The sequence below is a fragment of the Bradyrhizobium liaoningense genome (assembly GCF_018130825.1).
In the GTDB taxonomy this organism is placed as follows: Bacteria; Pseudomonadota; Alphaproteobacteria; order Rhizobiales; family Xanthobacteraceae; genus Bradyrhizobium; species Bradyrhizobium liaoningense_B.
On sequence record NZ_JAFCJS010000015.1, the window covers coordinates 1 to 26,108 of the forward strand.

The 26,108-nt window shown below is 61.6% G+C and carries 27 protein-coding genes; 5 read left to right on the top strand and 22 right to left on the bottom strand.

Translation table 11 applies throughout. The features are described from left to right. A partial coding sequence (locus JQ603_RS36910; protein WP_245004115.1) for a DUF5801 repeats-in-toxin domain-containing protein occupies positions 1-3,176 on the bottom strand: 3,176 nt, incomplete at its 3' end. Between the two features lie 239 nt (positions 3,177-3,415). On the opposite strand from JQ603_RS36910, the gene JQ603_RS36915 reads away from it, so the two are divergent. After that, positions 3,416-3,844 (top strand): hypothetical protein, encoded by a 429-nt coding sequence (locus JQ603_RS36915; RefSeq protein WP_245004116.1) that lies wholly within the window; start codon positions 3,416-3,418, stop codon positions 3,842-3,844. Between the two features lie 62 nt (positions 3,845-3,906). On the opposite strand, the gene JQ603_RS36920 is transcribed toward JQ603_RS36915, so the two are convergent. Both JQ603_RS36920 and JQ603_RS36925 read right to left on the bottom strand, forming a co-directional pair. Further along, complete coding sequence (locus JQ603_RS36920; RefSeq protein ID WP_212348214.1) at positions 3,907-4,281, bottom strand: hypothetical protein; 375 nt, start codon at positions 4,279-4,281, stop codon at positions 3,907-3,909. Between the two features lie 111 nt (positions 4,282-4,392). Then, the gene (locus tag JQ603_RS36925) at positions 4,393-4,893 is read right to left on the bottom strand and encodes a hypothetical protein (protein WP_245004117.1); all 501 of its coding nucleotides are present in this window, start codon (positions 4,891-4,893) and stop codon (positions 4,393-4,395) included. A gap of 617 nt (positions 4,894-5,510) precedes the next feature. Here JQ603_RS36925 and JQ603_RS36930 point away from each other — a divergent pair. Beyond that, positions 5,511-5,942, top strand: a complete 432-nt coding sequence (locus JQ603_RS36930) for a hypothetical protein (protein ID WP_245004118.1) — start codon at positions 5,511-5,513, stop codon at positions 5,940-5,942. 129 nt (positions 5,943-6,071) lie between these two features. Here the strand turns inward: JQ603_RS36930 and JQ603_RS36935 are convergent, their stop codons facing one another. After that, complete coding sequence (locus JQ603_RS36935; protein WP_245004119.1) at positions 6,072-6,326, bottom strand: hypothetical protein; 255 nt, start codon at positions 6,324-6,326, stop codon at positions 6,072-6,074. A 79-nt stretch (positions 6,327-6,405) separates the two neighbouring features. On the opposite strand from JQ603_RS36935, the gene JQ603_RS38225 reads away from it, so the two are divergent. After that, positions 6,406-7,599, top strand: a complete 1,194-nt coding sequence (locus JQ603_RS38225) for a hypothetical protein (RefSeq protein WP_245004120.1) — start codon at positions 6,406-6,408, stop codon at positions 7,597-7,599. Positions 7,600-7,612: 13 nt separating this feature from the next. Here JQ603_RS38225 and JQ603_RS36945 read toward each other — a convergent pair whose 3' ends face one another. After that, on the bottom strand, positions 7,613-7,828 hold the full coding sequence (locus JQ603_RS36945; protein WP_212348220.1) for a hypothetical protein: 216 nt from the start codon (positions 7,826-7,828) through the stop codon (positions 7,613-7,615). Between the two features lie 249 nt (positions 7,829-8,077). Between JQ603_RS36945 and JQ603_RS36950 the strand changes: the two genes are divergently transcribed. Then, positions 8,078-8,437, top strand: coding sequence for a hypothetical protein (locus JQ603_RS36950; protein ID WP_212348223.1), 360 nt, complete (start codon positions 8,078-8,080; stop codon positions 8,435-8,437). Between the two features lie 58 nt (positions 8,438-8,495). On the opposite strand, the gene JQ603_RS36955 is transcribed toward JQ603_RS36950, so the two are convergent. The 6 genes from JQ603_RS36955 to JQ603_RS36980 form a co-directional block, all read right to left on the bottom strand. Next, positions 8,496-8,795 (bottom strand): hypothetical protein, encoded by a 300-nt coding sequence (locus JQ603_RS36955; protein WP_271580514.1) that lies wholly within the window; start codon positions 8,793-8,795, stop codon positions 8,496-8,498. Positions 8,796-9,105: 310 nt separating this feature from the next. Beyond that, on the bottom strand, positions 9,106-9,348 hold the full coding sequence (locus tag JQ603_RS36960) for a PilZ domain-containing protein (RefSeq protein ID WP_212348226.1): 243 nt from the start codon (positions 9,346-9,348) through the stop codon (positions 9,106-9,108). A 6-nt stretch (positions 9,349-9,354) separates the two neighbouring features. Further along, the gene (locus JQ603_RS36965) at positions 9,355-9,654 is read right to left on the bottom strand and encodes a PilZ domain-containing protein (protein WP_212348229.1); all 300 of its coding nucleotides are present in this window, start codon (positions 9,652-9,654) and stop codon (positions 9,355-9,357) included. Between the two features lie 777 nt (positions 9,655-10,431). Then, positions 10,432-11,022: a hypothetical protein gene (locus JQ603_RS36970; RefSeq protein ID WP_212348231.1), complete on the bottom strand. Its 591-nt coding sequence runs from the start codon at positions 11,020-11,022 to the stop codon at positions 10,432-10,434. 609 nt (positions 11,023-11,631) lie between these two features. Continuing rightward, complete coding sequence (locus tag JQ603_RS36975) at positions 11,632-12,162, bottom strand: hypothetical protein (RefSeq protein ID WP_245004121.1); 531 nt, start codon at positions 12,160-12,162, stop codon at positions 11,632-11,634. A gap of 160 nt (positions 12,163-12,322) precedes the next feature. Beyond that, positions 12,323-13,519: a glycosyltransferase family 87 protein gene (locus JQ603_RS36980; RefSeq protein WP_212348237.1), complete on the bottom strand. Its 1,197-nt coding sequence runs from the start codon at positions 13,517-13,519 to the stop codon at positions 12,323-12,325. A gap of 233 nt (positions 13,520-13,752) precedes the next feature. Here JQ603_RS36980 and JQ603_RS36985 point away from each other — a divergent pair, with 233 nt between their 5' ends. After that, positions 13,753-15,327, top strand: a complete 1,575-nt coding sequence (locus JQ603_RS36985) for a hypothetical protein (RefSeq protein ID WP_212348240.1) — start codon at positions 13,753-13,755, stop codon at positions 15,325-15,327. A 22-nt stretch (positions 15,328-15,349) separates the two neighbouring features. On the opposite strand, the gene JQ603_RS36990 is transcribed toward JQ603_RS36985, so the two are convergent. The 11 genes from JQ603_RS36990 to cpaB all read right to left on the bottom strand — a co-directional run bounded on the left by JQ603_RS36990 (position 15,350) and on the right by cpaB (position 26,088). After that, positions 15,350-15,865 carry a tetratricopeptide repeat protein gene (locus tag JQ603_RS36990; RefSeq protein WP_349630776.1) on the bottom strand — a complete coding sequence of 172 codons (516 nt, stop codon included), beginning with the start codon at positions 15,863-15,865 and terminating at the stop codon, positions 15,350-15,352. A gap of 79 nt (positions 15,866-15,944) precedes the next feature. After that, entirely contained in the window at positions 15,945-16,346 is a 402-nt protein-coding gene (locus tag JQ603_RS38230; protein ID WP_245004123.1) for a hypothetical protein, read from the bottom strand. Between the two features lie 12 nt (positions 16,347-16,358). After that, positions 16,359-17,981 carry a type II and III secretion system protein family protein gene (locus JQ603_RS37000; protein ID WP_212348243.1) on the bottom strand — a complete coding sequence of 541 codons (1,623 nt, stop codon included), beginning with the start codon at positions 17,979-17,981 and terminating at the stop codon, positions 16,359-16,361. Between the two features lie 413 nt (positions 17,982-18,394). Continuing rightward, on the bottom strand, positions 18,395-18,802 hold the full coding sequence (locus JQ603_RS37005; protein ID WP_245004124.1) for a TadE/TadG family type IV pilus assembly protein: 408 nt from the start codon (positions 18,800-18,802) through the stop codon (positions 18,395-18,397). After that, on the bottom strand, positions 18,802-20,154 hold the full coding sequence (locus JQ603_RS37010; RefSeq protein WP_212348247.1) for a pilus assembly protein TadG-related protein: 1,353 nt from the start codon (positions 20,152-20,154) through the stop codon (positions 18,802-18,804). The genes JQ603_RS37005 and JQ603_RS37010 overlap by 1 nt, the downstream gene beginning before the upstream one ends. A 9-nt stretch (positions 20,155-20,163) precedes the next feature. After that, positions 20,164-20,631: a TadE/TadG family type IV pilus assembly protein gene (locus JQ603_RS37015; RefSeq protein WP_212348250.1), complete on the bottom strand. Its 468-nt coding sequence runs from the start codon at positions 20,629-20,631 to the stop codon at positions 20,164-20,166. A gap of 16 nt (positions 20,632-20,647) precedes the next feature. Continuing rightward, on the bottom strand, positions 20,648-21,550 hold the full coding sequence (locus tag JQ603_RS37020; protein WP_212348253.1) for a type II secretion system F family protein: 903 nt from the start codon (positions 21,548-21,550) through the stop codon (positions 20,648-20,650). Next, the gene (locus tag JQ603_RS37025) at positions 21,547-22,479 is read right to left on the bottom strand and encodes a type II secretion system F family protein (protein ID WP_212348256.1); all 933 of its coding nucleotides are present in this window, start codon (positions 22,477-22,479) and stop codon (positions 21,547-21,549) included. Before JQ603_RS37025 ends, JQ603_RS37020 begins: the two co-directional genes overlap by 4 nt. Beyond that, the gene (locus JQ603_RS37030) at positions 22,476-23,978 is read right to left on the bottom strand and encodes a CpaF family protein (protein WP_245004125.1); all 1,503 of its coding nucleotides are present in this window, start codon (positions 23,976-23,978) and stop codon (positions 22,476-22,478) included. The genes JQ603_RS37025 and JQ603_RS37030 overlap by 4 nt, the downstream gene beginning before the upstream one ends. Then, positions 23,975-25,174 (bottom strand): AAA family ATPase, encoded by a 1,200-nt coding sequence (locus tag JQ603_RS37035; protein WP_245004126.1) that lies wholly within the window; start codon positions 25,172-25,174, stop codon positions 23,975-23,977. Before JQ603_RS37035 ends, JQ603_RS37030 begins: the two co-directional genes overlap by 4 nt. Continuing rightward, entirely contained in the window at positions 25,171-26,088 is a 918-nt protein-coding gene (cpaB, locus tag JQ603_RS37040; protein WP_349630777.1) for a Flp pilus assembly protein CpaB, read from the bottom strand. The genes JQ603_RS37035 and cpaB overlap by 4 nt, the downstream gene beginning before the upstream one ends. Positions 26,089-26,108: the final 20 nt, after the last annotated feature.

Here is a 26,108-nt window from a genome sequence, read left to right on the forward strand (position 1 = left end):
CTGGCGCTGTCCTGGTGCAGCGACAGATACTGCTCGACCGTCACCGCGCCCGTCGTGCCGTCGATCGAGATCGCAAACGCGGCCTGGGTGGCAAAGCTGCCGGCCTGCACCACGCCCACGATCACGCTGCCGTCGCCGTTCACGTCGACGAGGCTGATCGCCGAGCCGTCGGTCACCGACAGACCCGACACCGCATTCGTCACCGTCAGCTTGTAGGCCGTCGACCCCGCGGTCGCCGGACCGTCCGCGCCGAACTCCGGCGTCGCCGTCACCAGCGACACGTCAACCGCGTGCGCGATATAGCCCGTGCCCGTGACGTCGGGATCATCGCCCTTGGCGATCGCCCCGGTGTCGATGGTCGCCGCCGTGCTTGTCGGCGGCGAGCCTGCATCCGTGTTGCCCTCGTCCAGCAAGACCCGGGCTTCGTCAGCCAGGGTCGCCGTGACCTTCGGGCCGTCATCGTCGAAGGTGATCTTGCCGGACACGTCGACCGGCGCGCTTGCCTGGTCGCCGTCGCCGTCCGTGATCGTCACCGTCACGGCCAGCGAGTTGGCGTTCAACGACACCCCGTCGTCCGGTGTGTCGCTCGCGCTGTCCTGGTGCAGCGACAGATACTGCTCGACCGTCACCGCGCCCGTCGTGCCGTTGATCGAGATCGCAAATGCGGCCTGGTTGGCAAAGCCGCCGGCCTGCACCACGCCCACGATCACGCTGCCGTCGCCGTTCACGTCGACAAGGCTGATCGCCGAGCCGTCGGTCACGAACAGACCCGACACCGCATTGGTCACCGTCAGCTTGTACGCCGTCGCATCCGAGGCCGCCGGGCCGTCCGCGCCGAACTGCGGCGTCGCCGTCACCAGCGACACGTCCACCGCATGCGCGATGTAGCCCGTTCCCGTCACATCCGGATCGTCGCCCTTGGCGATCGCCCCGGTGTCGATGGTCGCCGCCGTGCTCGTCGGCGGCGAGCCCGCATCCGTGTTGCCTTCGTCCAGCACCACCTGCGCTTCGCTGGCAAGGGCCGCCTTCACCGACGGGCCGTCGTCCAGGAACGTCACCTGCGGACCGAGGTCGATGCTCGAGGCCGCCGAGTCACCATCGTTGTCGATGATCGTTGCCGTCAGCGTCACCACGCCGCTGGCCAGGCTGATACCTTCGTTGCCATCCGGATTGGTGCCGTCGGCTTCCTTCACCGCGCGATTGTCCGTGAACGTCACGTTGCCGTCGCTGTCGACCGACAGCGTGAACACCAACAGGTCGCTCGACGCGGTGTGGCCTTCCACCGTCGTGCCGTTCATCACCAGCACGACATCTTCGCTGGTCTGCGCATCCACCAGGCCCGTCGACTTGGAGGTATCGATCGACAGCGCATAGCTGATCGGATGCTGCGGATCCGCCACACCGTCCGCGCCGGTCACCGCCGCGAAAATGGCGCCGAACGAAGCGGTCGCCGTGTTGTTGCCATTGTGGATCGAGCCGTCGATGCCGTTGGTCGCAGCCGTCAGGTTGCTCTCGTCGACGATCAAGTACGGAAGCGGTCGCTCCTCACCCTCCAGGACGATCTGAATCGACGGACCGTCGTCCAGGAACGTCACCTGCGGGCCGAGGTCGATGCTCGCGCTCGCCGTATCACCGTCGTTGTCGGTGATCGTCCCCGTCAGCGTCACCGCGCCGCTGGCGAGGCTGACGCCTTCGTTGCCGTCCGGACTGGTGCCGTCGGCCTCCTTCACTGCGCGATAATCCGTGAACGTCACCGTGCCAATGCTGTCGACCGACAGCGTGAACACCAGCAGGTCGCTCGCCGCGGTGTGGCCTTCCACCGTCGTGCCGTTCATCACCAGCACGACAGCTTCGCTGGTCTGCGCGTCCACCAGGCCGCTCGACTTGGAAGGATCGATCGACAGCGCATAGCTGATCGGATGCTCGGAATCCGCCACCCCGTCCGCGCCGGTCACCGACTGAAACAGGTTACCGAAGAACGCGCTCGCCGTGTTGTTGCCATTGTGGATCGAGCCGTCGATGTCGTTGGTCGCAGCCGTCAGGTTGCTTTCGTCGACGACCAAGTTCGGAACCGTCTGCTCCTCACCCCCCAGAACGACCTGAATCGACGGACCATCGTCCTGCAACGTCAGATGCGGGCCAACGTCGATGCTCGCGCTCGCGCTCTGACTGCTGTTGTCCGTCACGGTGACCGTGAGCGAGACGAGACCGGCAGGCACATGGATGCCCTCGCTGATGTCGCCATCCTCGCCCGTGCCTTCATGCACCGCGCGCAGATCCGTCAGCGTCAGCTTGCCGGTGGCATCGACGGACACCGTGAAATCCTGCGGGCCATTGGCCGCTGCAGCCGCGTCCTTGCCTTCGCGGCCGACCACGACGCCGTTCTCCAGGAACAGAAACACGTGATTTCCGGTCTGCGAATCGATCAATCCGGTGTCCACGCCCGGCGCACTGATCGACAGCGCGAAGGTCAGGGACTGCTGGCCGCCCGGCACATTGAGCGTGACGGGCAAAACGCCAAACGCCACCGTGCTCGCCAGAAAGGGCGTGGAGCCGTCGATGCCGTTCGTCGCCGATGTCAGGAAGCTCTCGTCCACGACCAGCTCGGGCAGCGTGCCCAGCGAAATCGTCGGAGCCAGCGGGGTCGGCGTCTGCGGGATAAAACCGGTTGGCGGCTGATCTGGAGTCCGCGGCAGATCCTCCGGGCCAGCCAGGATATTGCTGGGCACCGGCGGCAGCGGATCGACAATGGGAGCGCTGAAGTTCGCGCCGCTCGCCTGCGCATTATTTTGACCAAGCGAGCCGCCGGCTGCGGGGAGAACGGACGAATCATTGATGATCGGGAAGGCGCTGGCGAACTCCGCGACGGTCAGGTCGCGACCCGGCGCAACCTGGATGGTGAGATTGCCGAGTTGATCGTGGCGGGAGTCGAAGAACGGCTCGACCGTCACCGTGGAGTGATTGTCGAAAAGAATGATCAGCTTCTCGCCGATATGAACGAGCGTAATCTTCTCGTTCGCAATAGCCGAAAAGTCGACTTGAACCTTCTGGTCGTATCCGAGGTTCAAAACGACCGCCTGATCGGCGAACGGCTTGGTCAGCTTGAAGATACGTGGCGGCGAGGAGTTGTTCGAATTTCCAGCAGTAACCTGGGCAACCCGAAATTGCTCATTCATGAAATCTCTCCGCCAAAAGGACGTGAAGTGAAAAATTGCAAGCAAATTTACGTCGAAGTGTATCTTTAAGCTATTGTTAACCCCGGCGAGGGTCAAGAAAACTATTTGGTTAATCAATACTTTCGATCAGGATGTGGTAAAGGGAGCGCGCGGCCGCGATATGTCGCGAAACGGGCCAGATGAACGCCGTTTTGGCGCATGTCGCTCCAGGCCCTGAGGCGCGGCAGCTGGAGCAAAGGATGAGGAAACTACTGGTAACGGCCGTGCTGGTCGGATCTTTTGGATTGCATGCCGCCGCCGCTCAGAACCAGCCGGCGCCGGACGCCCAGATGGTCGAACGCACGGTCAAGGCCCAGCCGAACAAGGACACGCAAATCGGGCTTTACGTTAACGTCAGACCCGATTGCACCTCCGGCCCGCTGCCAACCATCCGATTGGCGACCTCGCCGACCTCGGGAAAGGTCGTCGTAAAGTCCGGTAAGGTGAAGGCGACCAACTACAAGGCCTGCCTTGCGCTGGAAGTGCCGGCTTACGTCGCCTTCTACAAATCGCCTCCGGACTTTGTCGGCGACGATACGCTGACCATCGAAGTCAAGTATCCCGGCGGACGGACCGAGATTCAAAAGATTACGGTCAACGTCGCCGGCCCCGGCGGCCAGAAGATCTAGGGCTAAATATCATTGCGGGGTCGGCACTGACATTACGCGTCCGTCATCGACCGGGCTTGAATTCAATCCACCCGCGTGACCTCGCATTGGCTGCGTGAGTTCGGCCCGACCACGCCGATATTGACGTTCTTGAACTGGTAGCTCGCACGCGCGGGAACGGGCTGGTTGGCCCACACCAGAACTTTCGTGGCGCGCTCCCGATCGTCGTCCATCCAGCAAGTCAGCTCGATGCTGTCGATCTTCTTGTCGGTGCCGTTGGACAGCACAAAGCTGGCGATTCCGTAATTGTCGGCCCGCCGCGTCGCCTGGAATGAGTCGATCTTGACCAGCTCGCCGAGGCTGGAGTCTGCAGCGGCCGGCCGAGTGTCTTGCGCCGCCACTGCATCAATCAGGGCGCACAGCCCCACACAGCAGAAGATTCCGGTCAACGGCCTCATGACACGCCTCATCCCCGAACGCAGCGATATTTCCGCGTCTGCTGGTTTGGCGCAAGGGCCAGCCGCCATTGCGACGCGGAAACTGCGCAGCCGCCGTGCGGCGGCGCAGCGTCAATGCGACAGCGTCTTCGCGCCGGAATTCTGCTCCGGGCCCGCACCGCAATCGCCGATCCGATGCGCCACGACCAGCTCGACTCTCGGCATCTGCCCCTCACTGAGCTCGTTCTGCTCGGTGTAGGATTCCTCGCTATGAACCGTGATCACCGTGCTGACGGGGCCCATGAAATCGCAACGGTTTGCGAAAGTGTACTGATTGTTCTTCTTTTCGGGTCTCGCAGAGACGCAGCTGCCGACCGAGGGAGACGAGAACGTCGCCTTCATCGCGACGGTCGGATCGACACAGGCCGTCAGCTCCCGCTCGAGCAAACGGTGCTTCGGCTTGCGATGAGCGACCATATCGAGCGTACGAACGAAGTGCCAAAGACCTTTGCGGAAGGTCGGCCCCTGGAATTCATCCGCCTTGGCTACAGTGCTGATCGAGGTGATCAGAAGCGCCAGAGCGCCACAACGAACGAAAGAGGTCGCAAGGATTGAACGCCGGCCTGTGGTCATCGTCTCCATACCCGCTCGCTTGCTCCCCAAGGAATAGCCGCACACTCGAAAAGCACAGCCTCAGGTTCAGGCACCGTCGTAAAGCAAACATTAACATGGCGAGAGGCCCGTTAAATTACGGAAAACCCGCCTGCCCGACCTGCTGTTTCGAATCGCGCGTGACCACACCTGCTCCCCACGCGACTTCTTGTCACGGCGTCGGACGGTCGGTCAACCACGCACCATTACGGAAGATCAATGCCGAGGCTTAACGGGCAGTTCACGCGCCATTAATTCCTGCGACCGCGGCATTTCGGTAACAGTGGGCCGGCGGGATCAGGGGGAAGTCGACCGCCTAACGGACCGGCCGCTAGCGCGACTGCGTTTCACTGGATTCGGGCAAGACCTAAATGCGCCCGGCGTGATCGCAAGGCCAGCCGCAACTCGCGGGGCTAAATCGGATTTATCCGGGGCTCACCAAGAATCTCCCGCATCAAAACACGTTTTCGCGCGAACGACGGCGGCAGCGGCAATGGACTTCTGAAAAGCTGAAATGGCCGATCCCCAGCGCCCCGCGCGAAGCGTTGGGGATGACGCGCCGCGAGTGGTCCGCGCACACCGAAAGGAGGCCGCGCTGATTGACCTTTGATGCCATTTTTGCTCTTTTAGTCGAATATTTCTCGCTATTGGGGGCTGCGATGCAGAGCAGATTCAACGGATTTCTTTGGGCAGCGGCCTTCTTGAGTCTGGCGATCGGTACGAACCAAGCCAGTGCGGCCGATCTGGGCCTGATGGCCTCACCCGCGGCGGTCGGAAATTGCAGCGAACTGGTGTTTGTCTGCGAGAACGGCAAGCAATATCCGCTTTGCCCGATCGCGGTCTCGGTCGTCGGCGAGGTTGTTACGGCATCTCTGCACACCGGACGCCATGGCGGCGCGCATGTCCGGCTGGTTCCCATGGGCGTCGGGTATCGCTACGCCGGACGGGGCATCTGGCTCGACGGCTTCCGCGAGAATGCCCTGCTGAACTTCGGCAAACATAGCCAAGTCGCCTGCACCCTCGCCCGCTAGAGCCTTTCCCGTTCCGATGGAATCGGAACGGGGCTCTAGATTCTTTGTTTTGACGCGTTTTCTTGGCGCGAACCGGTACCCACTTCGCCGGAAAACGCTCTGGGGCGAGGAGCGCCTGAGGCGGGCTGATCAGCCCTTGGTGCGCAGCACGGCTCCCTGCGACCTCGGGTGCATATAGGCCTTGGGCTGAACGTAGACCGGGCAGTAATTATTCCATTGATACTGCTGCCAGTTCCACTTCCAGCAGCCGGCGTCGATCTGCGGCGCGGGGCCGAAATCCAGACGATACGGCTCGTCGCCGAAGGGATAGGGACCGCTGTGAGCGGCGCTTGAAACGAACATAACTGTCAGGGAAATGGCGGTCGCGGCCAGCAATTTCGGCATGTTGCCCTCGATCTTCACGCGCTAATGCGCAACAGTGCCAAAGCGGGAGTTTCCAATCAAGGCCCTGGCGTGCGAATAGTTGATCGCCGTCCGGTTGTTCGCTCGTTTCGCCTGTTTTGGCCTGATCATCGTGGTCGCCGTGCAAGCCAGTCTCGCCATCCTTGCTGCACTTGCGAGTCGTCCGAACGGACGGATTGCGTTTGCCGAGCTCGAGCGGCAACTGCAGGCGCATGACGAGAATGGTGAAGTCGAAGACCGGATCGAGGAACAGGTCTCCGCCGGAATCGAGCTGATTGAGGCCGGCCTGGCCGTCGTGGATGGCGACAGCCTGGAGATCACCGAGGCGGGCCGCTCGGTCGTCGGGGCCCTCCCAAATCAGTCGAACTCTCTCGGAAACATCGATCATCTGGTTGGCGCCGAAGTGCGCTCGAAGATGTTCAATCTTGATCTCCGCGGGGATACCGAACCCCACTCTGCCCAAGGCTCGAACGCTCCCAGGACAGGCGGCACCGACGGCGCACCGAGGCATGTGGCCAAGCTGGGCCCTGCCGAGCTGGATGTGAACGCTGCTGTTGCCGAACCGGCAATTCCGCCAGCTGTAGCGGCTCCGCCATCGACAACGGCCCGCCCCCTCACCTCACGCGAACCAGATCCAGAGCCGGACAATGGCAACTGGCGAGCTCGCGCGCTGCAGGCAATTGCCCGGCCGCTGCATCGCCTGGCCGCGCTATGGCGGCGGCACCTCGAGGAGGATCTGCCGAAAGCGCGGACCGTCAGCCGTAAAACCAACGTCAATGGAATTTTAGTTGCGCTCATCAGCCTGCTGGTCGTCATCATCTGCGCCGGCGCCGTGATTGCCCTGCGACAGATCAGGTCGCTGCAGACGGAAATCTCCTCCCTGCAGCGAGAACTGTCGCCGCTGAAGGAGCGGCTTCTGCGGTTTGAGACAGAGAAAGCACGGCAGGCCGAGGAAAAGGCGCGGGAAGAACGCAGCAAACGGACAACAGACAATCCGCAGCAAGCGCCTCCTCTCGCTCTGTCGCGGGAGGAGATTCAACTCATTCGCGACTATATCAAACCCGCCCCTAGCGTCGGCTCCTCCACAGCGCCGGCGGTTGGCGATCCGCTTCCCGGAGCGACGATCCCCTTCCCTTCACCGGTCACGGAAAAAGTGCCCAAATTGCTCGGCGCGAGATTCGCGATCCGCAACGGAGCCATCATCATCGTCAGAAGGGACAGCCGTCAGATCGACGCTGTACTTGGGCCGAACTGACCGCTCCGGTCCATCAGAGCGCGAGCGCGTAAGGAAATTGTCGCGTCAGATCGAGATCGAGGTAACCGCTGCCGTCGATCCATTGATGCGGGCAATAAGCAAGCGTGGATGGATCGACAAGCAGACCGTCTCGAAGAATTGCCTCGCGGGTGCCTATTCTCCCCGTCGGTATCTCGCCTTCTTGTGGGTCGAAGCGCAACGCATCAAAAACAGCGGTATCGTTTGTCACCCGAAGCCCCTGCTGAAATGAACATCTCGAAAGTAACAAAGACTATCGATCCGATTAACCGAGGCAAGCCTTATCGTTTTTGCAGCTGCTAACTCACCGCCGTCCAGACGCCGAACCACAAGCGCAAACCGCGTGGTCCATGAACAGCAGCTGACCTCCCCCTTATCCGCTACCGCTATCACGCGAGAGCGGATAGGCTCACGTGCGTCTACTCCTGTTTCTGACACCCAATGTGAGAGGAGAAACGCGATGCGAGGCACTTCATCCATCCTGGCGGCTGCCGCACTTCTTGGGATCGGCACCCTCGTGACATCAGGGTCGGCCGTTGCTGGCGGAACGCGGATGGGAACGGGCGGCCTTCCCACGGTCGAAAATACGTGGGGGTTTGGATACGGCCAGGGCCCGTCCTTCTATGGGCAGTATGCGCCGCTTGCAGAAGACAGCTACGCCTTCGGTTACGAATATCCTGTTTTTGCAGGCTACGATGTGCGAGCGATCGCCGTCGACCTCTCCAATTCGCGCTTTCGACACCGGCCGGTCGCCGGACCTGGAGTTATCTACTACCGCGGCCAATATCCCCGGCCGTATCGCATGAACCAATACTGGTGAGCTGATCGATCGTGCTCTCCTGCGCGGCCGCCAGCGCCGCGCAGGCGACGGAGGCGCGTCATCCCTCTCCCGCTTGCGCGTCATGGCCGGGATCATCCCGGTCGCTCTTCGATCCATGCCCGCGCCTGCTCACCCATCCCTTGATCGCGTCGTAAGCTTCGAGCAAGGGCGGCGTTAACGAGAAGAATGCGCCGAGCGCAATTGCGATGACGACATGCCGTAGCAAAACGCTCTCGTCCCGCGCTTCAGTCGTGCCCGAGCTCATCCCGGCTGCGACAGCCGTGGCGTCGCCCGCCCTGCCGGCAACGTTCGCCATCCGCGGCTTACGCGGCGGGATCATCACGACGACGAAGAGCACGTTAATCAGCAACCAAATGCCGAGAATGATTAAGAGCGTCCTCATTCGCAAAATCCAAAAAATCGATACGACTATTCTCTCGCTACCCGAAGGCTAAATGTGCCTATGGATCAGTCACATTTGTCCAGGCCACCCCCTGATGCAAGCCTAAATCTTGGTCGTTAAATATTAAATCTGCCAATAAAAACGTGATCGGCGCGGACGCCCAGGGCTTCCCTGGCACCGGCACGGCTCCCTTTGCTCGGCCTCAATGGCGGTCTTGAGGAGCACGACCCGGCATGCAGCGCATCGCCGGCCGTGATCGCGATCCTCAGTCCAGGAATTCAACACCGATACGATTTCCGCTGGACCAGACGACACGGCAATCCCGGATGATGCGATCCTTCTCCAGCATCAGCTTGATGCGGGGTCTGACGTAGACCTTGTCCGCCAACTCGATGGCGGCGCCATGATCGGAAAGGCTGACCACGCGGCATCGCATGCTGGATCCATCGCCGGCGATGTATGCGACCTCGTCGACTGTCGCGCGCTGCTGCCTGCGACGCTCCTCCACGACGACTCACCCCTTGCTCAAGTTCTTGCCGCGCAGGAAGTGAACCCCGATATGGTCGCCGTTGATCCAGGCCAATTCGCAGCGGCGGAAGGCGGCGCCCGTCGTCGAAAGGAGCAGGAAAAACTCCTTCAGCGCAAGCCCTTCGATCGATCCTTCAATCCTGAGCTTTGCTCCGGCCTCGGCCACGTCGGTCATCTGACACTGACGGCTCCACGTCCCGTCGATCGCCACGATGTGCACGTCGACGCCGCGCGAGAACTCGATACGTGCAGTCCCACGTTTTTCGGGTTGCGGTGAACCAGCCATACCTGGTCGAAGCCTGGGTTAAAATCTTCAATCATGCCGCCGCTCGCTGATTGCTCGCCAGGACAGACTTGGCCTGCCGGCACGCGAGAAGCTCTTTCAAAAATGGAGCGGCTTCGGCCGCAGTCGAAGCGACTCAGCACTGCAATTGCGCGTCTCCCGATAGTGCGAGAGAAAAATTCAGGAAAGGCTAATGCGCCTGTCGGATTTCGGCAAACGGCGACCGGAGTTTGCGAAACGGCCCGCTCGGCGCCATTGCACGCTCGGGGCACTTCCTACTTTTTCGGCATTTACGAGCATAAATTTGTGCACCGAATCTTCGCAAACCCGGCTTAAAGTCCTTAAATCCGGGATTTTGCATGACCCTCCCGGGGCTGGCGCAGCGCCGCTCGCGACTATTTAAGCGAGCGGCGTTGTTGTTTCGGTATTCCTGCGGATTTCGGCTCGGGTTCCATGGTGCTACGGTTCCATCGCGAGCGACGGGCCCCCTAGCCAGCCCCGGGTGGACCGGCGCCGCAAACGGCCTTGGCCCGCCTCCACTGCGCTATTTTGCCGGAGGCGGGCTTCCTTTCTGCCCGCTCAGACTGAAAGGGGCCGCTCATAGAGCGGCCCCTTGCCGGTTGAAATGGGTGTCCGTGATGAAATGCCAGCCCCGGCATCAGCACCCTAGCGGTACTGAAGTGCCATGTGGATTCCGTTCGACTACGGTGAACCATACTGCCGTAATTTCGGGTCGGTTCCGGGCGCCGGGACGGCCCGGCTTGCCAGAGAAACCGGCGGTCAGCGCGCAGGCGCGGGCGTGGACGCGGCCGCCGGCGCAGTCGGCCGCGCAGTCGGCGGCGGCTTCGGTTTTGCGGCCGCCGGCTGAGCTGCGGCCTGCGGCGACGAGGCGGCTGCCGCGGGACCCGGCGCAGCGGGAGCCGCGAGCCGCGGCGGAGGCGTCACTCTCTTCGCCGCCGCAGCCTGCTCAAGACGGGTCAGCTGATCCCTGACCGCCTTGATCTGCTCGACGGCACTCGCATTGTCGCGCTCCGCCAGCTCCTGGCCGGCCTTCACTTGATCGGAAAGCCGGGCAACGGCGCGGCTCACCTGGTCCTGGCTGGCCTTGAGCTGTTCGCCAAGACTTGCGTTATCGCGGATCGATTGATCGCGATTAAGCTTGAGCTGCTCGATCTCCTTTTTCAGGCTTGCGATATCGCGCGACATCGATTGGAGCAGCGGGGTCAACTCCGGCGGCAGAGACCCCGGCCCGGCCACGGCTGCGGGCGAGGTTTGCGAGGTCGCCTTGGCGACATCGCCGGGCGAGCCCAGCCAGCCCACAGCGGCGACACCTGCTCCTGCGGCCAGCACGACGCCTGCAAGCGCAAACAAGCCCCACCGTCGCGGTGAAATCCGGTTGCTTGACGCGGCGGAGCGTTGGGCGTTTAGCGTCTGCGGGTCAGGCCGGAGGCTTGCGGCTTCCAGCTTCGATGGCGGCTGCTCGGAGGCTCTGCTGGCGCGTTCGTTCTCATGGGGCCGGACGATGTGCGCGTCGGGCGGCGGATTTCGCGAAACGCCGGCTTCGCGAGAACTCAGCTTTCCGAAGCTCCCCTTCGGAGCCTCATCGACATGCGCTGGACCGCCAAAAGCGCTTGCTGCGCGTTCGCCGGCCGCATTCCCGTCGTGCGGCTCAACGTCAAAATAAGTAACGGGTGATGGCGGCTCGTTGAGTATGCCGGCAATGGTATCGCTCAACGCCTGCAATTTATCTGTACTCATCTGCTACCTTCGGCAAACCCGAACAAAGTGCGGTCGGTCTCAACGCGACGGGGCGGGAACGTTATTTCTGCGTTAATGTTTGTCAAGATCGGGCGCTGCATTCGAGCGCCCTCGATCCTCGGCCATCTTCCGGGACACGGTCGCAATTCACGACCCGCAGCTTCAATCAATGCACATCGCGAGACCGCAAAATGCCGTCACGCCAAAGGGTTTTACGACGAATTAGTTGGGCGCCTGGACGATACGAGCTCCTCGCAGCCGATGAACCAGAGCTCCGATTTCCTGATGGACGGCACGGAAATAGAGCAGATGCGTAATCGCAAAGGACAACATGCAGGTGCCGAGAATGGTCGCCATCACGAACAGGCCACCTGACGGGACGGCGATCGCTCCAAGCGACGCCTGCCTGACAGTGGGCATGCCGACTTGCCAGGATGCAACCAGAAAAACCGCGTAAGCAGCACTCAGATGCGTTGCGATCGTGAAGAGCGGCCGCGACCGGGCAACGAGCCCGAGGCAGGCAAGCACGAAGATCGGAAGCGCAAGTCCGAAGAGCTGAAATCCCTCAATGCTGACGAAGTAACTCAGATACGCGTCGCTGCGCTGAAAAATGCCGAACAGCTTGAGATTGATGAACCAGAGAACCTGGGAGCTCGGGGCGTATTCGAGAGCGCGCGCAGCCAACTCGGCGCAGAGCGTGGTGGTGAAAAGCGCCAGCGGTCCCAAAAACTGCAATTTAAAGAGCCGGTTCATAGGACAAGCCATACGTCAAAAACGTTGAGCTAGTCTTAAGGTTCCCGGGTGGTCGCGCCGGCTCCGGCGGCTGAAACCGCTTTAATTATAGGCTCTCTTGAAAAGGTATTTCGACAATCCGAATTTATTGGTATTCAAATGCTCCAGACCTGCGCCGACGTCAGGTATCCACGTCGGCCCCGTTCCGCGGATTGCGGCGGGTCTCGTCTGCGCCTCGCAATAATACTCGCACTATGAGCCAGAGCAGAGTGACGAGCAACAAACCGTCGAACGCGGGCTGTTCAATCGATTTTCCGTCTTGAATGGTCAGCCGTAAAATCTGGAACAAGCCGTAGAACCCTGACATGAACGTCAGGCCATAGATTGCAGCGCGCTCGCCGCCTGTTGCCAGACGCGTCAGATCCGGCAGCAACAGGGCCATTCCTACACCGAGAATTGGCAGGTCGTAGTCGTAGGCGTATGGGCTGATCAACAGCGTGGCGACGGCCGAAATGCCCAGGGACCAGCGCGCCGGAAAGTCGCGATAGATCGCGAAGGCGACAACCGACAGCGCGACTACGGCAACGGCCGCTTGGCCCAGAAATGCCCATGAAGCAGAAAAACCGACTGTTCGCATGATCGCATAGAGGGAAATCGAGCGAAAAACATCGAAGCGTCCGCTTCCCAGAAACACGGCGGACTCGTGTGCACTCGTGAGAAACGCACTCCAGATTGAGACCCCGAACAGCAAGGTGCACAGGATCGAGCTCAAAAGGATGACCGTCATTGCAGTCATGACGGCGATCCAGCGACGCGCGAGCAACGCATAAATCCCGATAGCAACCGCAAGATGAGGCTTGATTACCATCATGCCAAGGCCCAATCCGGCGGCGATCTGCTTCCGCTCCATGGCGAGGCAGGTAACGCCGATGAGGCTGCCGGTCAGAAAGCCATTTTGACCGCCGAAAAGCGTGAGGAGCAGGACCGGCGCAAGCAGAATCACCACCAGAGCGAAACAGCTTCTCGAGATGGCCCTCAATGTCAGGAGATAGCAGCCAAGCGTGCCCGCGACGAACAGAAAATATGAAGCGCCGACCGGAAGCAGCGCCAAGGGAGCGACCAGCAGAGTGAACTGGGGAGGATAGGTCCAGTACCCGAAAATGTTGATGTCGCGGCCTATGGTATCGATCTGCAGTTTTGCGAACTGATCGAAATAGTAGACTTGCGCGACGTCGCCGAGCCAGACTCTTTGCGCAACGATGTAGAAGGCGTCAAAATCGAGAAGGTGCCTGAATTGCCCTGCCTGCCAATCGGAGAGCGAGGCAGTCATCAGGACAAGAACGATCGCCAGCCCGTAAAGGATGAAGCGCGCGCCCATCGCCCATTTGCTGCTGGAATTTGGGCCGGGTCCACCAACTTGACTGACTCGGCCCTCTCTCATCGGTCGAAGAGCCCCCAAATTGAGGTCCAGAGGCGCCGTCGATGATGCGGCCCTCTGGTGGTTCGTTCTGAAATAATTTCGACGGTAATCCTATTTCGTCACGGAGGGTGAAAGCAATCGATCTTGGTGCAATGTTAGCGGGGGAGTTAACGCCCCGGACAAGGACACCTTTGTTCGGTGACAGTCGTTCCCGGTTCAGCGAGTTTTGCAAGGGTCTTATTGTGGGAAATGAGATAAAGGCGAAGCGGGAAACGAAATGGACCACGGCCTTCGACCTGCGGACGGCCTATTTTGTCCTGCTCGTGGTAATGACCCTACCGGTGCTTTTCCTGATCCCGCGCACGGTGGATCTCGTAAACCACTGGGCTCGGCTGACTATTCTCACCATGCCGGCGTCCGATCCGCTCAACGCTTTTTACGTCGTCCAATGGGGTGCCTTTCCCAACCTCGGCATCGATCTCATCTACGTTGCGTTGGCGCCGCTGTTAAGTCCCGAGTCGGTCGCACGGCTCGCCTTCATCCTGGCGTTCTGGCTGCCGGCGGTCGGCGCCTGGGCCTTGCATCGCGTATGGGCGCGGGAACCATCGCCGACAATCCTCATCGCGCCAGTTCTCAGCTACAATCTCGTAACAACGGTGGGGCTGATCAATTTTGGATTGGGCATCGGTGTCGCGCTGATCGCACTTGCCTGGTGGATCGCCCAGACGCACCGGCAAATCGCGCGCGATCTTCTGGTGATGAACGCCGTGGCCGTCGCGTTATTCTTCTGTCACATCCTGGCGCTCGCCGCTTTCTGCGTCATTTTCGGACTGCTGGAAGCCACGCCACGTCCGGGCGAGCCGCTCAAGCCGGCATTCCTGCGCGCGCTGCGATCTCCGCTTTACGTCGCGGCTGGTTTGGCCCTCGTCTGGTCGATGCCGCAACTGCCGCAAGGCTATGTCATCGCGAGCGACAAGTCCTGGATCGTCATTGCGCCCTTCTTTGGTGGCCTCCCGCTCGACCATAAATGGGGCCTCGGGTTGCTTGTCCTGCTGCTTGCAGTCATGCGCTTCATCGCCATTGCAACGCCTGCGAGGCTCACCGTGTTCGGCTTCTTTGTCGTCGCTGTTTGCGCGCCTTCCTCCTTGAGCACGGCGAACCTGGTAGATGCACGCCTCGTCGTGCTTTGGGTATACCTGGCGCTGGCCGCGACCGTCACGCGTGTGCCGACGCCAGGGCGTCTGGCCGGAGCGGTTTCGATTGCCGTCTTCGCCTTCGCTTTGGTGCGGCTTGCATTGCTGATCCCAACGTGGAGCGCCTATAACGCGGATATCGTGGAGTTGCGGACAGCGTTCTCCGCCATTCCAACCGGCTCGAGCGTGCTCGCCGTGGCGCCACCGGATTGTCGCGATCCGAATATCTACTTCGAGCACAACCTTTCGACTTTCGCCGCCATCGACCGACGCGCACAGGTGAACATGCTGTTCGCCGGACAGGGCCTGCAGCCTGTGCGCGCGAAAGACCCGGCGATCGCGGCCGCACCGCAGGTCATCGTGAACTCCGAGTGGCTTTCAGCCTCGGGACAGTCGAAACTGATGGCGGATGCGCCCGTGCCGTGGGTCGATATCATGTCGCGTTGGCGCGACCATTTCGACGTCGTCGTCGACATCCATGGCACTTGCGAGAGCACGATTGCAGCAACGGGCCTCGAGCGCGTCGCACGTTCGAACATCGCGGATATCTATATCGCTGAACGACCGCGTTGAATATCGGCCACGGCCGATACATTCACGGCTGATTGTTCGGCGGCCTCTCGATGAACTGCCGACTGCCGTTGAGAAGCTCGAGGTTGTTCGCGATGACCGGATTGCCCGGATCCAGCGAGTATGCCTTCTCGAACTTCCGTCGTGCCGCATTCAGGTTGCCACGCAGCATGTACGAATAGCCCTGGTCATTCAGAACCTGCACGGTTTCGCCGCCGAGGCGGATCGCTTGCGCATAAGCCTGATCGGCGAGATCAAAGCGGCGGATCCGATCATAGCTTGCTGCAAGCCCGATCCAGGCCGTTACGTCCTTTGGCGCCTTTTCGACGGCGTCCCGGAAATAGCGATTGGCGATGCCGAAGTTGCCGCGGTTGAAATGCTCGAGGCCCATCCGCACCGGCTCGTCGGAGGGATAGTATTTGACGTCCGTGGGTTCCTGGACAGGGTCAGGACCGGCGGGAGCAACGGGCGCAACCACGGCAGCGTCGCGGACGGTTGCTTCCTGCACCGTTTCGCAAGCCGCCAAGGCTGTCGCCAGCACGGCGCAGGCCAGCCATACAAGAAGGCGCCCCATAACCATTATCCCCGTCGCACCACCGGCAACAAATCAATCATCAAAATCATCGGGTGGGACCTGCGCCCACAGTGGCCGCAGCCGTGCCTACATCGACGATGCCGCCTGCGTCCACAATAGCCCCCGTCGCACCGGCGACCCCCATTGGAGGATGTCCCGTTGCCGGCGTATTTCCGCCAAACGCCGGCAGCGGATCGCGCGGCTGGTTACCGCTGCGATAGCGCCTGATAGCACCACTGGTCTTCGCCGCATCAACAACAATTCTGCGATCGCCGACACCTCTCGGCCAGGGATGAATCGTGTGGATGGCGGCGTTGACTTGTTTGGCGTCGCCGGCGCTCAGCGTAATGGTGTCAGACCGCTGAAAGTAGCGGTCCATCTCGTCGTTGCCGGCCAGGCCGTTGCAAGCCCCGAGCGTGAAGACCGCGAGTAACGTCGTGCATGTCATATCGGTCGCCCCTTAATTGAGTGTCTTGACGACGGGCTGGTCGGTTACAACCGGCGGCGGTGCGGGCAGGCGCGCTTCGGGCGCGATGATGTGGCCATACGGTCCCTTCAGCTCACCACCGGAACTGACGTAGTCGTTGTAGCGCTTCTTCACTTCCATCTGGCCGTTGAGGAAGAAATCGACGTCATTGGCCGGCATGCGCGAATCCAGCGGCGAGGCCAGTGGCTGGCCGGGCGCCGCCGGCGCGACAAGGCGCGGCGTCACGATGATGACGAGATCGGTTTCCTGCTGCTGGTAGGACGACGAACGAAACAATGTCCCAAGCACCGGCACCGACCCAATCCAGGGCAACTGCGAGATATCCTGCCGGTTACGGGTCTGCAGCAGGCCCGCGATGGCAAAGCTCTGGCCGTCACGCAACTCGACCGTGGTCCGGGCGTTGCGGCTGGTCAGGGCGGGAATCGTCGTACCGGCGATCGTGACGGCGTTGGTGAAATCGAGTTCGCTGACGGACGGCTCGACGCGCAGATTGATCACGCCACGCGAAAGCACCGTGGGAACGAAGCCCAGTTCAACACCGAACGTCTTGAACTGGATCGAAACAGTCGCCAACGCGCCGTTAGCGGGCGGCGCCGAAGCCACCGGCACCGGGAATTCGCCGCCGGCCAGGAACCGGGCCGCTTCACCCGACAGCGCCATCAGGTTTGGCTCGGCGAGCCGACGTACCAGCCCCTTCGTTTCCAATGCTGTCACAAGCAAATCGATGGAGGCGCCGCTGCTCGTTCGGAGGATGCTGGTCAGGAGGCTCCCAAACGGGACAGCGGGCGCTCCCGTTACCGTCGCCGCCAACGTGCCGGCCGTGCCGAGCAGAGGGATCGAGCCTGCGGGCGGGCCCGTGTTCGGCAACGCCACGCGACCGCTGTTGGTATTGATGGAATTGGGCCCGCCAAGCCCGGTATTGCCAATGTTCGTTCCGTTTGCATTAGCACCATAGAGATTCATTCCGAGCTCACGTCCGGCAGACCGGTTAACCTCGAGGAAGCGAACCTCGAGCATCACCTGCTGCGGCCCCGCCACGTTCATGGCGTTGACGACGACGCTGGTCTTCGGAACTGTGCTTTGCGCGATCTCCATCGCGCGCTGGGCGGCGACCGCATCGGGGGCCGTTCCGCCCACGATCACCTGTCCCTCGGAGGCCGTCACGCGGATGCCGCGGATGCCGGTCGAGGACTGAATGTTCTGCTGCAGATTGCCGATGTCGATCGTGACCTCGACATCGAGGATGCCGATCTGTCTCATCGAGGAATCGAGCAGGATGACGTTGGTCGTGCCGGGCTGCTTGCCCTGGATGTAGATCAGGTGATCGCTCAGCGACTTCACGTCGACGATGTCGGTCGAGCCCGCCACGATGGTGGAAAAGGGAGTCTCGACCCTGAAGGTGCGCGACTTGTTGACGGTCACCTTGATCCGCTGGACGTCGTTCGCTTCGCTGACGAAGACGCCCCCGCCGGAGCTCCGCCGATCGGCCGCGTCGGCACGGTCAACACAGGGACCGACAAGGACGGCACCAAGCAGCAGCGCGCTCACGGCCGCGAACTTTGCCTTCCCTTGCGTCGAAATACGGACGCCACCCATTCCAGTCCCCCTCGCCGCGATCCGCGGCCATCCCGCAACGCACACTTGGCGGGTCAACAACCCTCCCCCGAACGACCCGGGGTTGCACAAATCGTCTACGTAAAAATCGTCAGCCTGGGTTTATGTCCCCAGACTCCCTGCATTGCGATCATCGTCCGCCGGGCGCATCCGCCGCAAGGCGAGAGCCCTCATATCCCACGTCAATTCGCGAGAAAGTCGCCAAATGTTGCTTGCAAGCACCACTTTTGCGGAACCCGATCCCCTGGGTTCCATCCGCCGGCGGCTAGTTCCCCTCGTGCTTATTGGGCCGCAAATAACATTCTTTTCCGTTAAATTCGTAAGACCCCTCTGGACTCGGCGGGCGCGGCATTCGCAAAAGACGCGATTCGGGCAACGGTATCCCATTACAACCCCTAATAGGGGATCGACGTGCTCGCCGTCGGCGTCGAGTTCAATCCGCTCCACAGCGGCGTCATCATGGCGAAACCGGGCAGAGACGCCGTAATGGTCAGCGCGGAACCGCTGTCGCTCGCGCTCAATGTAGGCGTCAGCCCCATGATGTTCGTCACCGACGTCAGGTAGGTGCTGGTGTAGTAGGTGCTGACACTGGTGCAGCCCGACGGCGACAAACTCTGCGTCACCTGAGGCGTGTAGCACTGAATCATCGTCGCTCTAGCGCCTTCGCTGGCGAGCGTGCGCAACAATTGCATGGTGATCGCATAGCGTCCGAGATCGAAGATCGCGAACACGAATGTGAAAAAGAACACGGCGACGAGGCAGAACTCGAACGCTGCCGAGCCGCGCTGGTCGAGCCTTTTCATCAACGTACCATCGCAATGACCTTGGTTTTGCCCAAGGTGTTGGACGTGCAACCGGACGAACTCAAATAGGTATTGCCGTTGATCGTGAGAGAAGCGGCAATCACTTCCGTACATTGTGTATTCGCGCTTTGAGCCGTACCGCCGTACGACACATTGGCATGCGGGAAATACATCGCACCGCCCAGGGTCGACGTATTGCTGCCGCCTATGTTGACTGCAATCTTGTTCGCGTTGGTGTTGTTTGCCTGATCGTCGATCAGGATACCATTGAGGTCACTATCGTACGAATTGGTCGTGGGCGCGGAAAGGTTGACGGTGCCGCCACTGATAGTGAGATTTGAGCTGTCCCCAAGCAAGACGAGCGTTACGTCCGTGCCGGTGACAGTGCCGCCAAAGTTGATCGTTGCGTTGTAGAAAAAGTATGTTCCTGCTGCGAGATTCAACGTGCCGCCGGAATTCACCGTCAGGTTACCGTAGACCCCGCTACCGGCGTTTGGAGTCAAGTTGCAGGTGTTGCCGTTGGTCACTTTGCCCTGCGCGTTGCATGCGGTTAATACGGGGCCCGTCGTTGAATTGAACGATTTCGAATCCAGCACGGATAGCGGATTCTTTGCGGTAAGCGTGTTGTAATTGTATCCCGCACCGGTCAGGGCGCAATGTCCCGATGACGCCTTGCAACCGTCCACCGCATTCACAGCCCAGCCCGAGCCGCTGAAACTCGCGGTGCCGTTGTACTTGACGTTGGTGTTCGACATCATCGCGCAGCCGGTGCCGGTGATGGCGCTGCTGCCGCCGATCGTGAGCGCATCGTTTCCAGGTCCCAATCCAAACGCGCATATCGGCTTTGGATTCTGGATCTCGACCACCGCGGACGACCGGATGGTGACGCTGGACATGCCAAGTATCTGCGCAAGATATCCCGGCTGCTGCTGCGCCACGGTCGCAAGCACATGCATGCCGGATGCCGAGCTGGTCCAGGTGCCGGCAGAGTAGGTTCCTCGATCGATCAACACGGTTTGCGTGGTATTTGCCTGCGCCGTACCGCAATTCGAGCCCGGATAGACGGGATCGCCGCTGGAGTTGCAGAACTTGTTCTGCGCGGCCATTTGCTTGCCGCGGTAGATGTAATCCTGCGATCTGTCGCAGTCGCTATCGGTTATTGAGTTCAGCGAACATGCCACCGACAAGCCGCCCGAATAGGCCGCCGCATCGGCGGCATTCTGCGCATTCTGCTTGGTCACGTACCACGACCCCGCCTCGGCGCCGAGAGCGATGAACCCGATCAGCGGTACCAGCGCAATCACCGTTGCGAAGGCGACGGAACCGCGTCGGCAGCGAGCCAGTTTGCGCACGGCGTCCTCCTACTGAAATCGCTGGGTGTAAGTGATGGTACAGGACGTGCACAATGCCGAGCCAAGCACCATGGGCGTCAAGGTAAAGGTGGTCGAGAAGGTGTAGTATTTCACGATCGATGCCGCCCCCGAAGTACAGGGAGCCTCCGTGCTGTCGGGAGGAGCACCGCAGTATATCCGCGGAGTAATCGTAAATCCGCTGATCGTCGCGGGCAGCGCGCTCTTCCAGGCGCTGATGACGGAGGAGTCGGTGACGTCCGCCGGCGGGGAATATTGGGTCCGCTGCCCCATGTCGCGAAGCGCCTGTTGCGCCGAAATGAACCGGAAGCCGGCAATCGCCAGATCGGCCAACGGCAGCAGCAGACTGAACACCAGGACAAGATAGATAATGGCCATTTCGAACGCGGCAGCACCGCGCTGATCGCCAACGAAAGAGCGTTTGCCGCTCTTGTGCCTGCCTGTCCGAACTTCACTCATGACGCTTCGTTCGTGACTAGAGTCCCTTGAAGGAACGAATGAGATGCAAGAATGAACTGCCGCCGAGAATGACGAACATCGCGGGCAGCAGGAACAACACCATCGGCACGGTGAGCTTGGCACCCAGCTTGTGAGCGCGCTCTTCGAGGCTGGTGATCCGCTCCCGCCGCAGGTCGGCCGCGATGGTGCGCAGCGCCTGGCCCAACGGCGTTCCGTATTGCAGGCTCTGGCTGACCATGATGCCGAAACGGCGAAGCCCTTCCGAGGTGGACGCCAGTTTCTCGAATGCCTCGGCTCTGCTCGGCAGGATCCGCAAGTCGTCGAGCAAACCGCGCAGAACGCGCGAGATGGCCGGATTGGTCTCGCCCATTTCCTCGGCGACCCGCTGCAGGGCGCTTTCCAGGCCCATGCCCGCCTCGGCGCACACGACCAGCAGGTCGATCGTATCGGGCGTGCCCGACCGGATAGCGGCATCGAAACGCCGCTTCATCACCAGCAGTATCAGCCGCGGCCCCATGATCCCGATGGCCAAGCCAAAGAGGGCGATCATCAGCACGCTGGCCGGCGCCCATCCCGACAGTTGCGCGAAAAGGAAGAAGACGATCGGGAACAAGACCATGCTGACGATCTTGACGCCGATCCAGATCGGCAGGACGCGGTGATGGTTGAATCCGGCCGATTGCAGAACGGTCCGCAGTTCGTCGAGATTCTCCTCGGCATAGAACTTTCGGTACCGCATGCCGATCGACGAGAACCAACCGACCATGCCCTGGGACCGCGTCGACCGATCGGAAATGCCGAGCACCGCATTCGAGACGCGCGCGTTCAGCGTGCGAATGTGGATTTCGCGGATCACCAACAGGAACGTCACCGCGACGGCGATGACCATGAGGGCTGCCACACTCGCGCCGGCAGTCATAGCGACGTCTCCCTCTGGATCATCCAGCGTATGACAAAATGCCCGAGAAGGACCGAGCCGACCGCGTAGGCCAGCAGCATGTTGCCGGTCGGATCAAGAAACAGAAGATTGATCGATTGCGGATTGATCACGTACAGCAACCCACCAATGATCACCGGCGACAACGAAAGCGCGCGCGAGGAGAAGATCACCTCTCCCGCAAGCGCCTTCGCGCGGGCGGCCAGTGCGACGCGCTGGCTCACGGTTTCCGCGAGGATTTGCAAAGTCTCGGCCAAGCTGCCGCCGGATTTCAACTGGACGGCAAGCGTCACCGAAAACATCGCGTACTCCGCAACCTGCGTACGCCGGTAGACGGCCTCCACAGCGTCCTCCGGGGCCACGCCCAGGCCAATCTGGCTGCAGACGATGGCGAACTGACCCGCGGTCGGCTCCGGCATCTCGCGAGCGATCGTGCGGAATGCCTCGTTGACCGGCAGACCGGCACGGACCGTGCTTGTGACCAGCTGGATCGTATCCGGCAGCTGCCGGAAGAGGCGATTGGCGAACCGCCGTTGCTGCCATCCAAACAGACCACGCACCACCAGTACCGCGACGATCGCAGCCGCGATGGACACGTTGGAACTGGAAAACCCGAACGGCTGATTGGCATAGAACACAGCCAACGCGGCGAGCGCACCCGCAAGCAGCACATAGATCGGGTGCAGGACGTAGGCGATGTCCGGATTGTAGTTCGCCAGACGGTACAGCAGCATCGAGCGGGCCCCGGTTTCAGCCCGGCGGATCGAGGTCAGGCCGGCGGTCGGCGCGGTCTGCAGAGCGACCGAGAGCTGGCGGTTCATGCGCCGTTCCCGCTTGTCGAGCCATAGCGTAACGAGTGCCGCGCACAGCAGCAGGCCCAGGACGATCGCGATCACGTAGTTCGGAATCATATCTGTCTCATTGCATCGGACCAGGCTTGCTGAAGCCCGTAATAGGCAAGACGGCTCTTGAATTTTGGAAGCGCGTGGGTCGACTTGTAGGTTCCCATTATCCGGCCGTGAGTGTCCTCTTCCTGATACTCGAAAGCCGCAATGTCGTTGGTCGTAATGACTTCGCCTTCGAGACCGATCACTTCGCTGACCTGGATGATCCGGCGCTGGCCGTCCCGCATGCGCTCGACCTGGACGATGACGTCGAGCGCAGCGACAATCTGCGACCTGATCGCCCGCGTCGGCAGATTGACCTGCCCCATCTGCACCATGTTCTCGATGCGGGTCAGGGCATCCCGGGTGCTGTTGGCATGCACCGTGGAGATCGATCCGTCATGGCCGGTGTTCATTGCCTGCAGCATGTCGAATGCCTCGGCGCTGCGGACTTCGCCGACGACGATGCGGTCGGGACGCATGCGCAGGGCATTCCAGAGCAGATCGCGTTGCGTCACCTGCCCGGTGCCTTCCAGGCTCGGAGGCCGGGTCTCCAGGCTGATCACGTGCGGCTGTTGAAGCTGCAATTCCGCCGCGTCCTCGATGGTGACGATGCGTTCGCTGTGATCGATGAACTGGCTCATGGCGTTCAGCAGCGTCGTCTTGCCGGAGCCGGTACCTCCTGACACGAGAACGTTGAGCCGCGCCCGCGAGGCGATCTCCAGCAATTTTCCGATCGCCGGCGTCATCGAGCCGTTCGCTATCAGGCCAGCCATATCCAGACGACGGCTCGGGAATTTTCGGATGGAGATGCAGGGGCTGTGGATCGCGAGCGGCGGCAGAATGATGTTGACGCGGCTGCCATCGGGCAGGCGGCAATCAACCATGGGACTGGATTCGTCGACACGCCGCCCGACCTGCGCGGCAATCTTCTGGGCGACCGATGTGATGTGATCGTTGTCACGGAAGCGTACGGCGACCCGCTCCAGCCTGCCGCTCCGCTCGACATAGACGTTGCTGGGACCGTTGATCATGATGTCGTTGATCGTTTCATCGATCAGAAGCGGACGGAGCGGCCCGTATCCGGTCATGTCATCCGCGATATCGTCCGCCAGCTGGATCTGCTCGCGGCCGGACAGCTCCAGCCGCTCGTCGTTGGCGATCCCGTGGATGATTTCCTCGATCTGGCGTCGCAGCACGTCGCGCGAAACGGTTGCCGCCGCCGACGGATCGATCTGCTCCATGACCCGGTCCCGCAGCGAGTTGAGCATCACGGGATGATGGAGGGACGGTTCGTTGCCACGCCTCGGCGTGACGCCCGGCGCCGGTGCAGGCGAACCCGGACTCAGGGAAGGAGGTCGAGCGGCCGGTGCGGGCAAGTCCGGAGGCGAAGGAGCGTCCGCTGTCAATGCCGGCGCATCCACGGTCGGCGAAGCCGCGTTTTCGGTCGACCCGCGCAAGCTCGACGTCAGCGCGGACAAATCAACCATGGGCGACTCGTCTGGGCGTCTCCCGAACTTTTTCATAGCCCGAGCAACCTCCTGAGCCGTCCCTTGCGCTCGCCGGCGACGCCCGTGATCTCCCGCACGATTGGCTTGAGGTGACGCCGCAGTGCCGAGACGTGCTTGAGCGCGGGAATGCCGAGGTTGACCGCCTGGGTCATCCCCTTCCCGAGATCAGGGATCACCATGTCCGGCTCGGCGCCCAGGGCCTTGACGATCGTCGCCTTGGGAAGACCGCCGGCACGATTGGCGCGGTTGAGCAGAGTAAAGACCCGGTCCTTGCCGGCGATGTTGGTGACGGCGGTGCGAAGCGCGTGCGCGTTACGGAGACCCGTCACCTCCGCTTCCAGCAGCACCAGGACGTGACGAGCAAGACTGATCACCGGATAGATCGAGGGAGGAAACGGGACGGGTACGTCGACGACGATGTAGTTGAACCGTTGACGCAGCAAGCCCAGAACATGTCTCACGCCAGCTTCGGTGATGTTGAGCTGCGCATCCAGCTCCTCGTCCGCGGAGATCAGGCTGACCCGATCGTTGATTTCAATTGCCGAGCGCTCGAGGAACAGCGTGTCCGCACGCATCGGATTTTCCAGCGCGATGCGCAGTCCCGGTCCCGGCCGAACGCCCAGCATCACGGCAGTTTCGCCGTTCTGCAGATGGAGATCGAGCAGCGCGACCTTGGCCTTCGTCGTCTCCGCCAGCTGCAGCGCGAGGTTGATGGCGATGCTTGTCGCTCCGGCTCCGCCCTGCGCGCCGCAGATCGAGATCACGTGCCCGCCGCGATCCGGCTGGGCCGGCGCCTCGCCGCCGAGCAGCTTCGGGCGCAGCAGATCCAGCACCATGTCCCGCGTCAGCGGCCGCGGCAGGTACTCGGTCACGCCGATGTCCATGAGCTCGCGGTAAAAGCCGATCTCCCTGCTCTCTCCGATCAATGCGACCCGGACATCGGGCGGACAGACGCTGGCCAACCTTTCCAACTCGGCAAACGGATCGTCGTACCCACTGATGTCTGCGACCAGTGCGAACAGGTCCGTGTCGGTCTCGAGCATCCGTACGGCGTTGCGAATTGTGCCGCGCCTGAGCGACAAGTGGGCGCCGTCGAGACCCTTGCGCAGAGCCGCGGCGCTGTCCTCGTCGTTGACGAAGCAGACGATGCGGTCGCGCGTGACGACAGATGCTGTTTCAAGCGGATTCACGACTGCCATGTTCATCATCATCGCTTCTCCGCCGAATTGCCAGCACCTGCCGATACGGCGGCCTGACGCGCAACATCCGGCAATCCGTCGCAGTTGACGCTTGCATTGCCGACGCCTGTGACCTGCTTCCTGACCGTGAACTGCTTGGCTTCGCCGCCGGAATAGAGCACCACTGCAGTGGTCTGGCCGGCAAGGGCATTCTGGCGGGCGAGCTCCGGCGACACATCGCAGCTCGACATGACGCCAGCATCGGCATTATCGCGCTTGTCGACGGCGGCCCTGACCGAAAGCGAGAGCTTTCCGAGTTGCTTGGCAACCGTGATTCTCTGCACCTGCTCAGGCGTGAGCTCCAGCGACACCGTCTGGGCGGGCTTGCCCATGGTGGTGGCGATGCCTCGCCCACCCTGCGCGATTTCCTGGTCGATCGCGATGATCCGGACGTTGCGGAGCACGGTTTCCGTCAGCGCGCGACGTGAGGGGTCCGCCTTCTCGAACACCTGGGTCAGCAGGACGTCCACCTGGTCGCCCGGCCTGATCAGACCCGAGACGCCGGACTCTTCGTCGACCTTGATGCTGATGGCGCGACTGTCGGGCGCCAGCACACTCGCAAGGAAACCCCGATCCTGAGGGCGCACAATGTCTTGCAGGTTGATCGGATGGCCGGCCTCGACGAACTTGCGCACGAGCGAACCGGCAAGCGAAGCCTTGGAGTCGGGCGTTTCCAGGATCGCATCCGCCGGAACATGATCGGCCTGCACCGAGCGCACCGCGAAATCTTCGTCACGGGCCAAGGTCCCTCGCGGCAATGGCCGCGCCGCGACATAGTATCCCACGACCTTTGCGACCGGCTGCGCGACTTCCGTCGTCGCCGTTGCCTTGGGCGTGCTCAGGTTGAGCGCGATGAGGCCCAGCGCTGTGATCGCGAGAAGCAACACCGCAATAATCGAAAGCCGCA

Bases quoted from the DNA above. Each gene is read 5' to 3' on its own strand.
- JQ603_RS36920 (WP_212348214.1), bottom strand. From the start codon at position 4,281: ATGAGGCCGTTGACCGGAATCTTCTGCTGTGTGGGGCTGTGCGCCCTG.
- JQ603_RS36935 (WP_245004119.1), bottom strand. From the start codon at position 6,326: ATGCCGAAATTGCTGGCCGCGACCGCCATTTCCCTGACAGTTATGTTC.
- JQ603_RS38230 (WP_245004123.1), bottom strand. From the start codon at position 16,346: ATGACATGCACGACGTTACTCGCGGTCTTCACGCTCGGGGCTTGCAAC.
- JQ603_RS36925 (WP_245004117.1), bottom strand. From the start codon at position 4,893: ATGACCACAGGCCGGCGTTCAATCCTTGCGACCTCTTTCGTTCGTTGT.
- JQ603_RS36915 (WP_245004116.1), top strand. From the start codon at position 3,416: ATGAGGAAACTACTGGTAACGGCCGTGCTGGTCGGATCTTTTGGATTG.
- JQ603_RS37035 (WP_245004126.1), bottom strand. From the start codon at position 25,174: ATGATGATGAACATGGCAGTCGTGAATCCGCTTGAAACAGCATCTGTC.
- JQ603_RS37000 (WP_212348243.1), bottom strand. From the start codon at position 17,981: ATGGGTGGCGTCCGTATTTCGACGCAAGGGAAGGCAAAGTTCGCGGCC.
- JQ603_RS37005 (WP_245004124.1), bottom strand. From the start codon at position 18,802: ATGAAAAGGCTCGACCAGCGCGGCTCGGCAGCGTTCGAGTTCTGCCTC.
- JQ603_RS37030 (WP_245004125.1), bottom strand. From the start codon at position 23,978: ATGAAAAAGTTCGGGAGACGCCCAGACGAGTCGCCCATGGTTGATTTG.
- JQ603_RS37025 (WP_212348256.1), bottom strand. From the start codon at position 22,479: ATGATTCCGAACTACGTGATCGCGATCGTCCTGGGCCTGCTGCTGTGC.
- JQ603_RS37020 (WP_212348253.1), bottom strand. From the start codon at position 21,550: ATGACTGCCGGCGCGAGTGTGGCAGCCCTCATGGTCATCGCCGTCGCG.
- JQ603_RS36965 (WP_212348229.1), bottom strand. From the start codon at position 9,654: ATGGCTGGTTCACCGCAACCCGAAAAACGTGGGACTGCACGTATCGAG.
- JQ603_RS36950 (WP_212348223.1), top strand. From the start codon at position 8,078: ATGCGAGGCACTTCATCCATCCTGGCGGCTGCCGCACTTCTTGGGATC.
- JQ603_RS36975 (WP_245004121.1), bottom strand. From the start codon at position 12,162: ATGAACCGGCTCTTTAAATTGCAGTTTTTGGGACCGCTGGCGCTTTTC.
- JQ603_RS37015 (WP_212348250.1), bottom strand. From the start codon at position 20,631: ATGAGTGAAGTTCGGACAGGCAGGCACAAGAGCGGCAAACGCTCTTTC.
- JQ603_RS36980 (WP_212348237.1), bottom strand. From the start codon at position 13,519: ATGGGCGCGCGCTTCATCCTTTACGGGCTGGCGATCGTTCTTGTCCTG.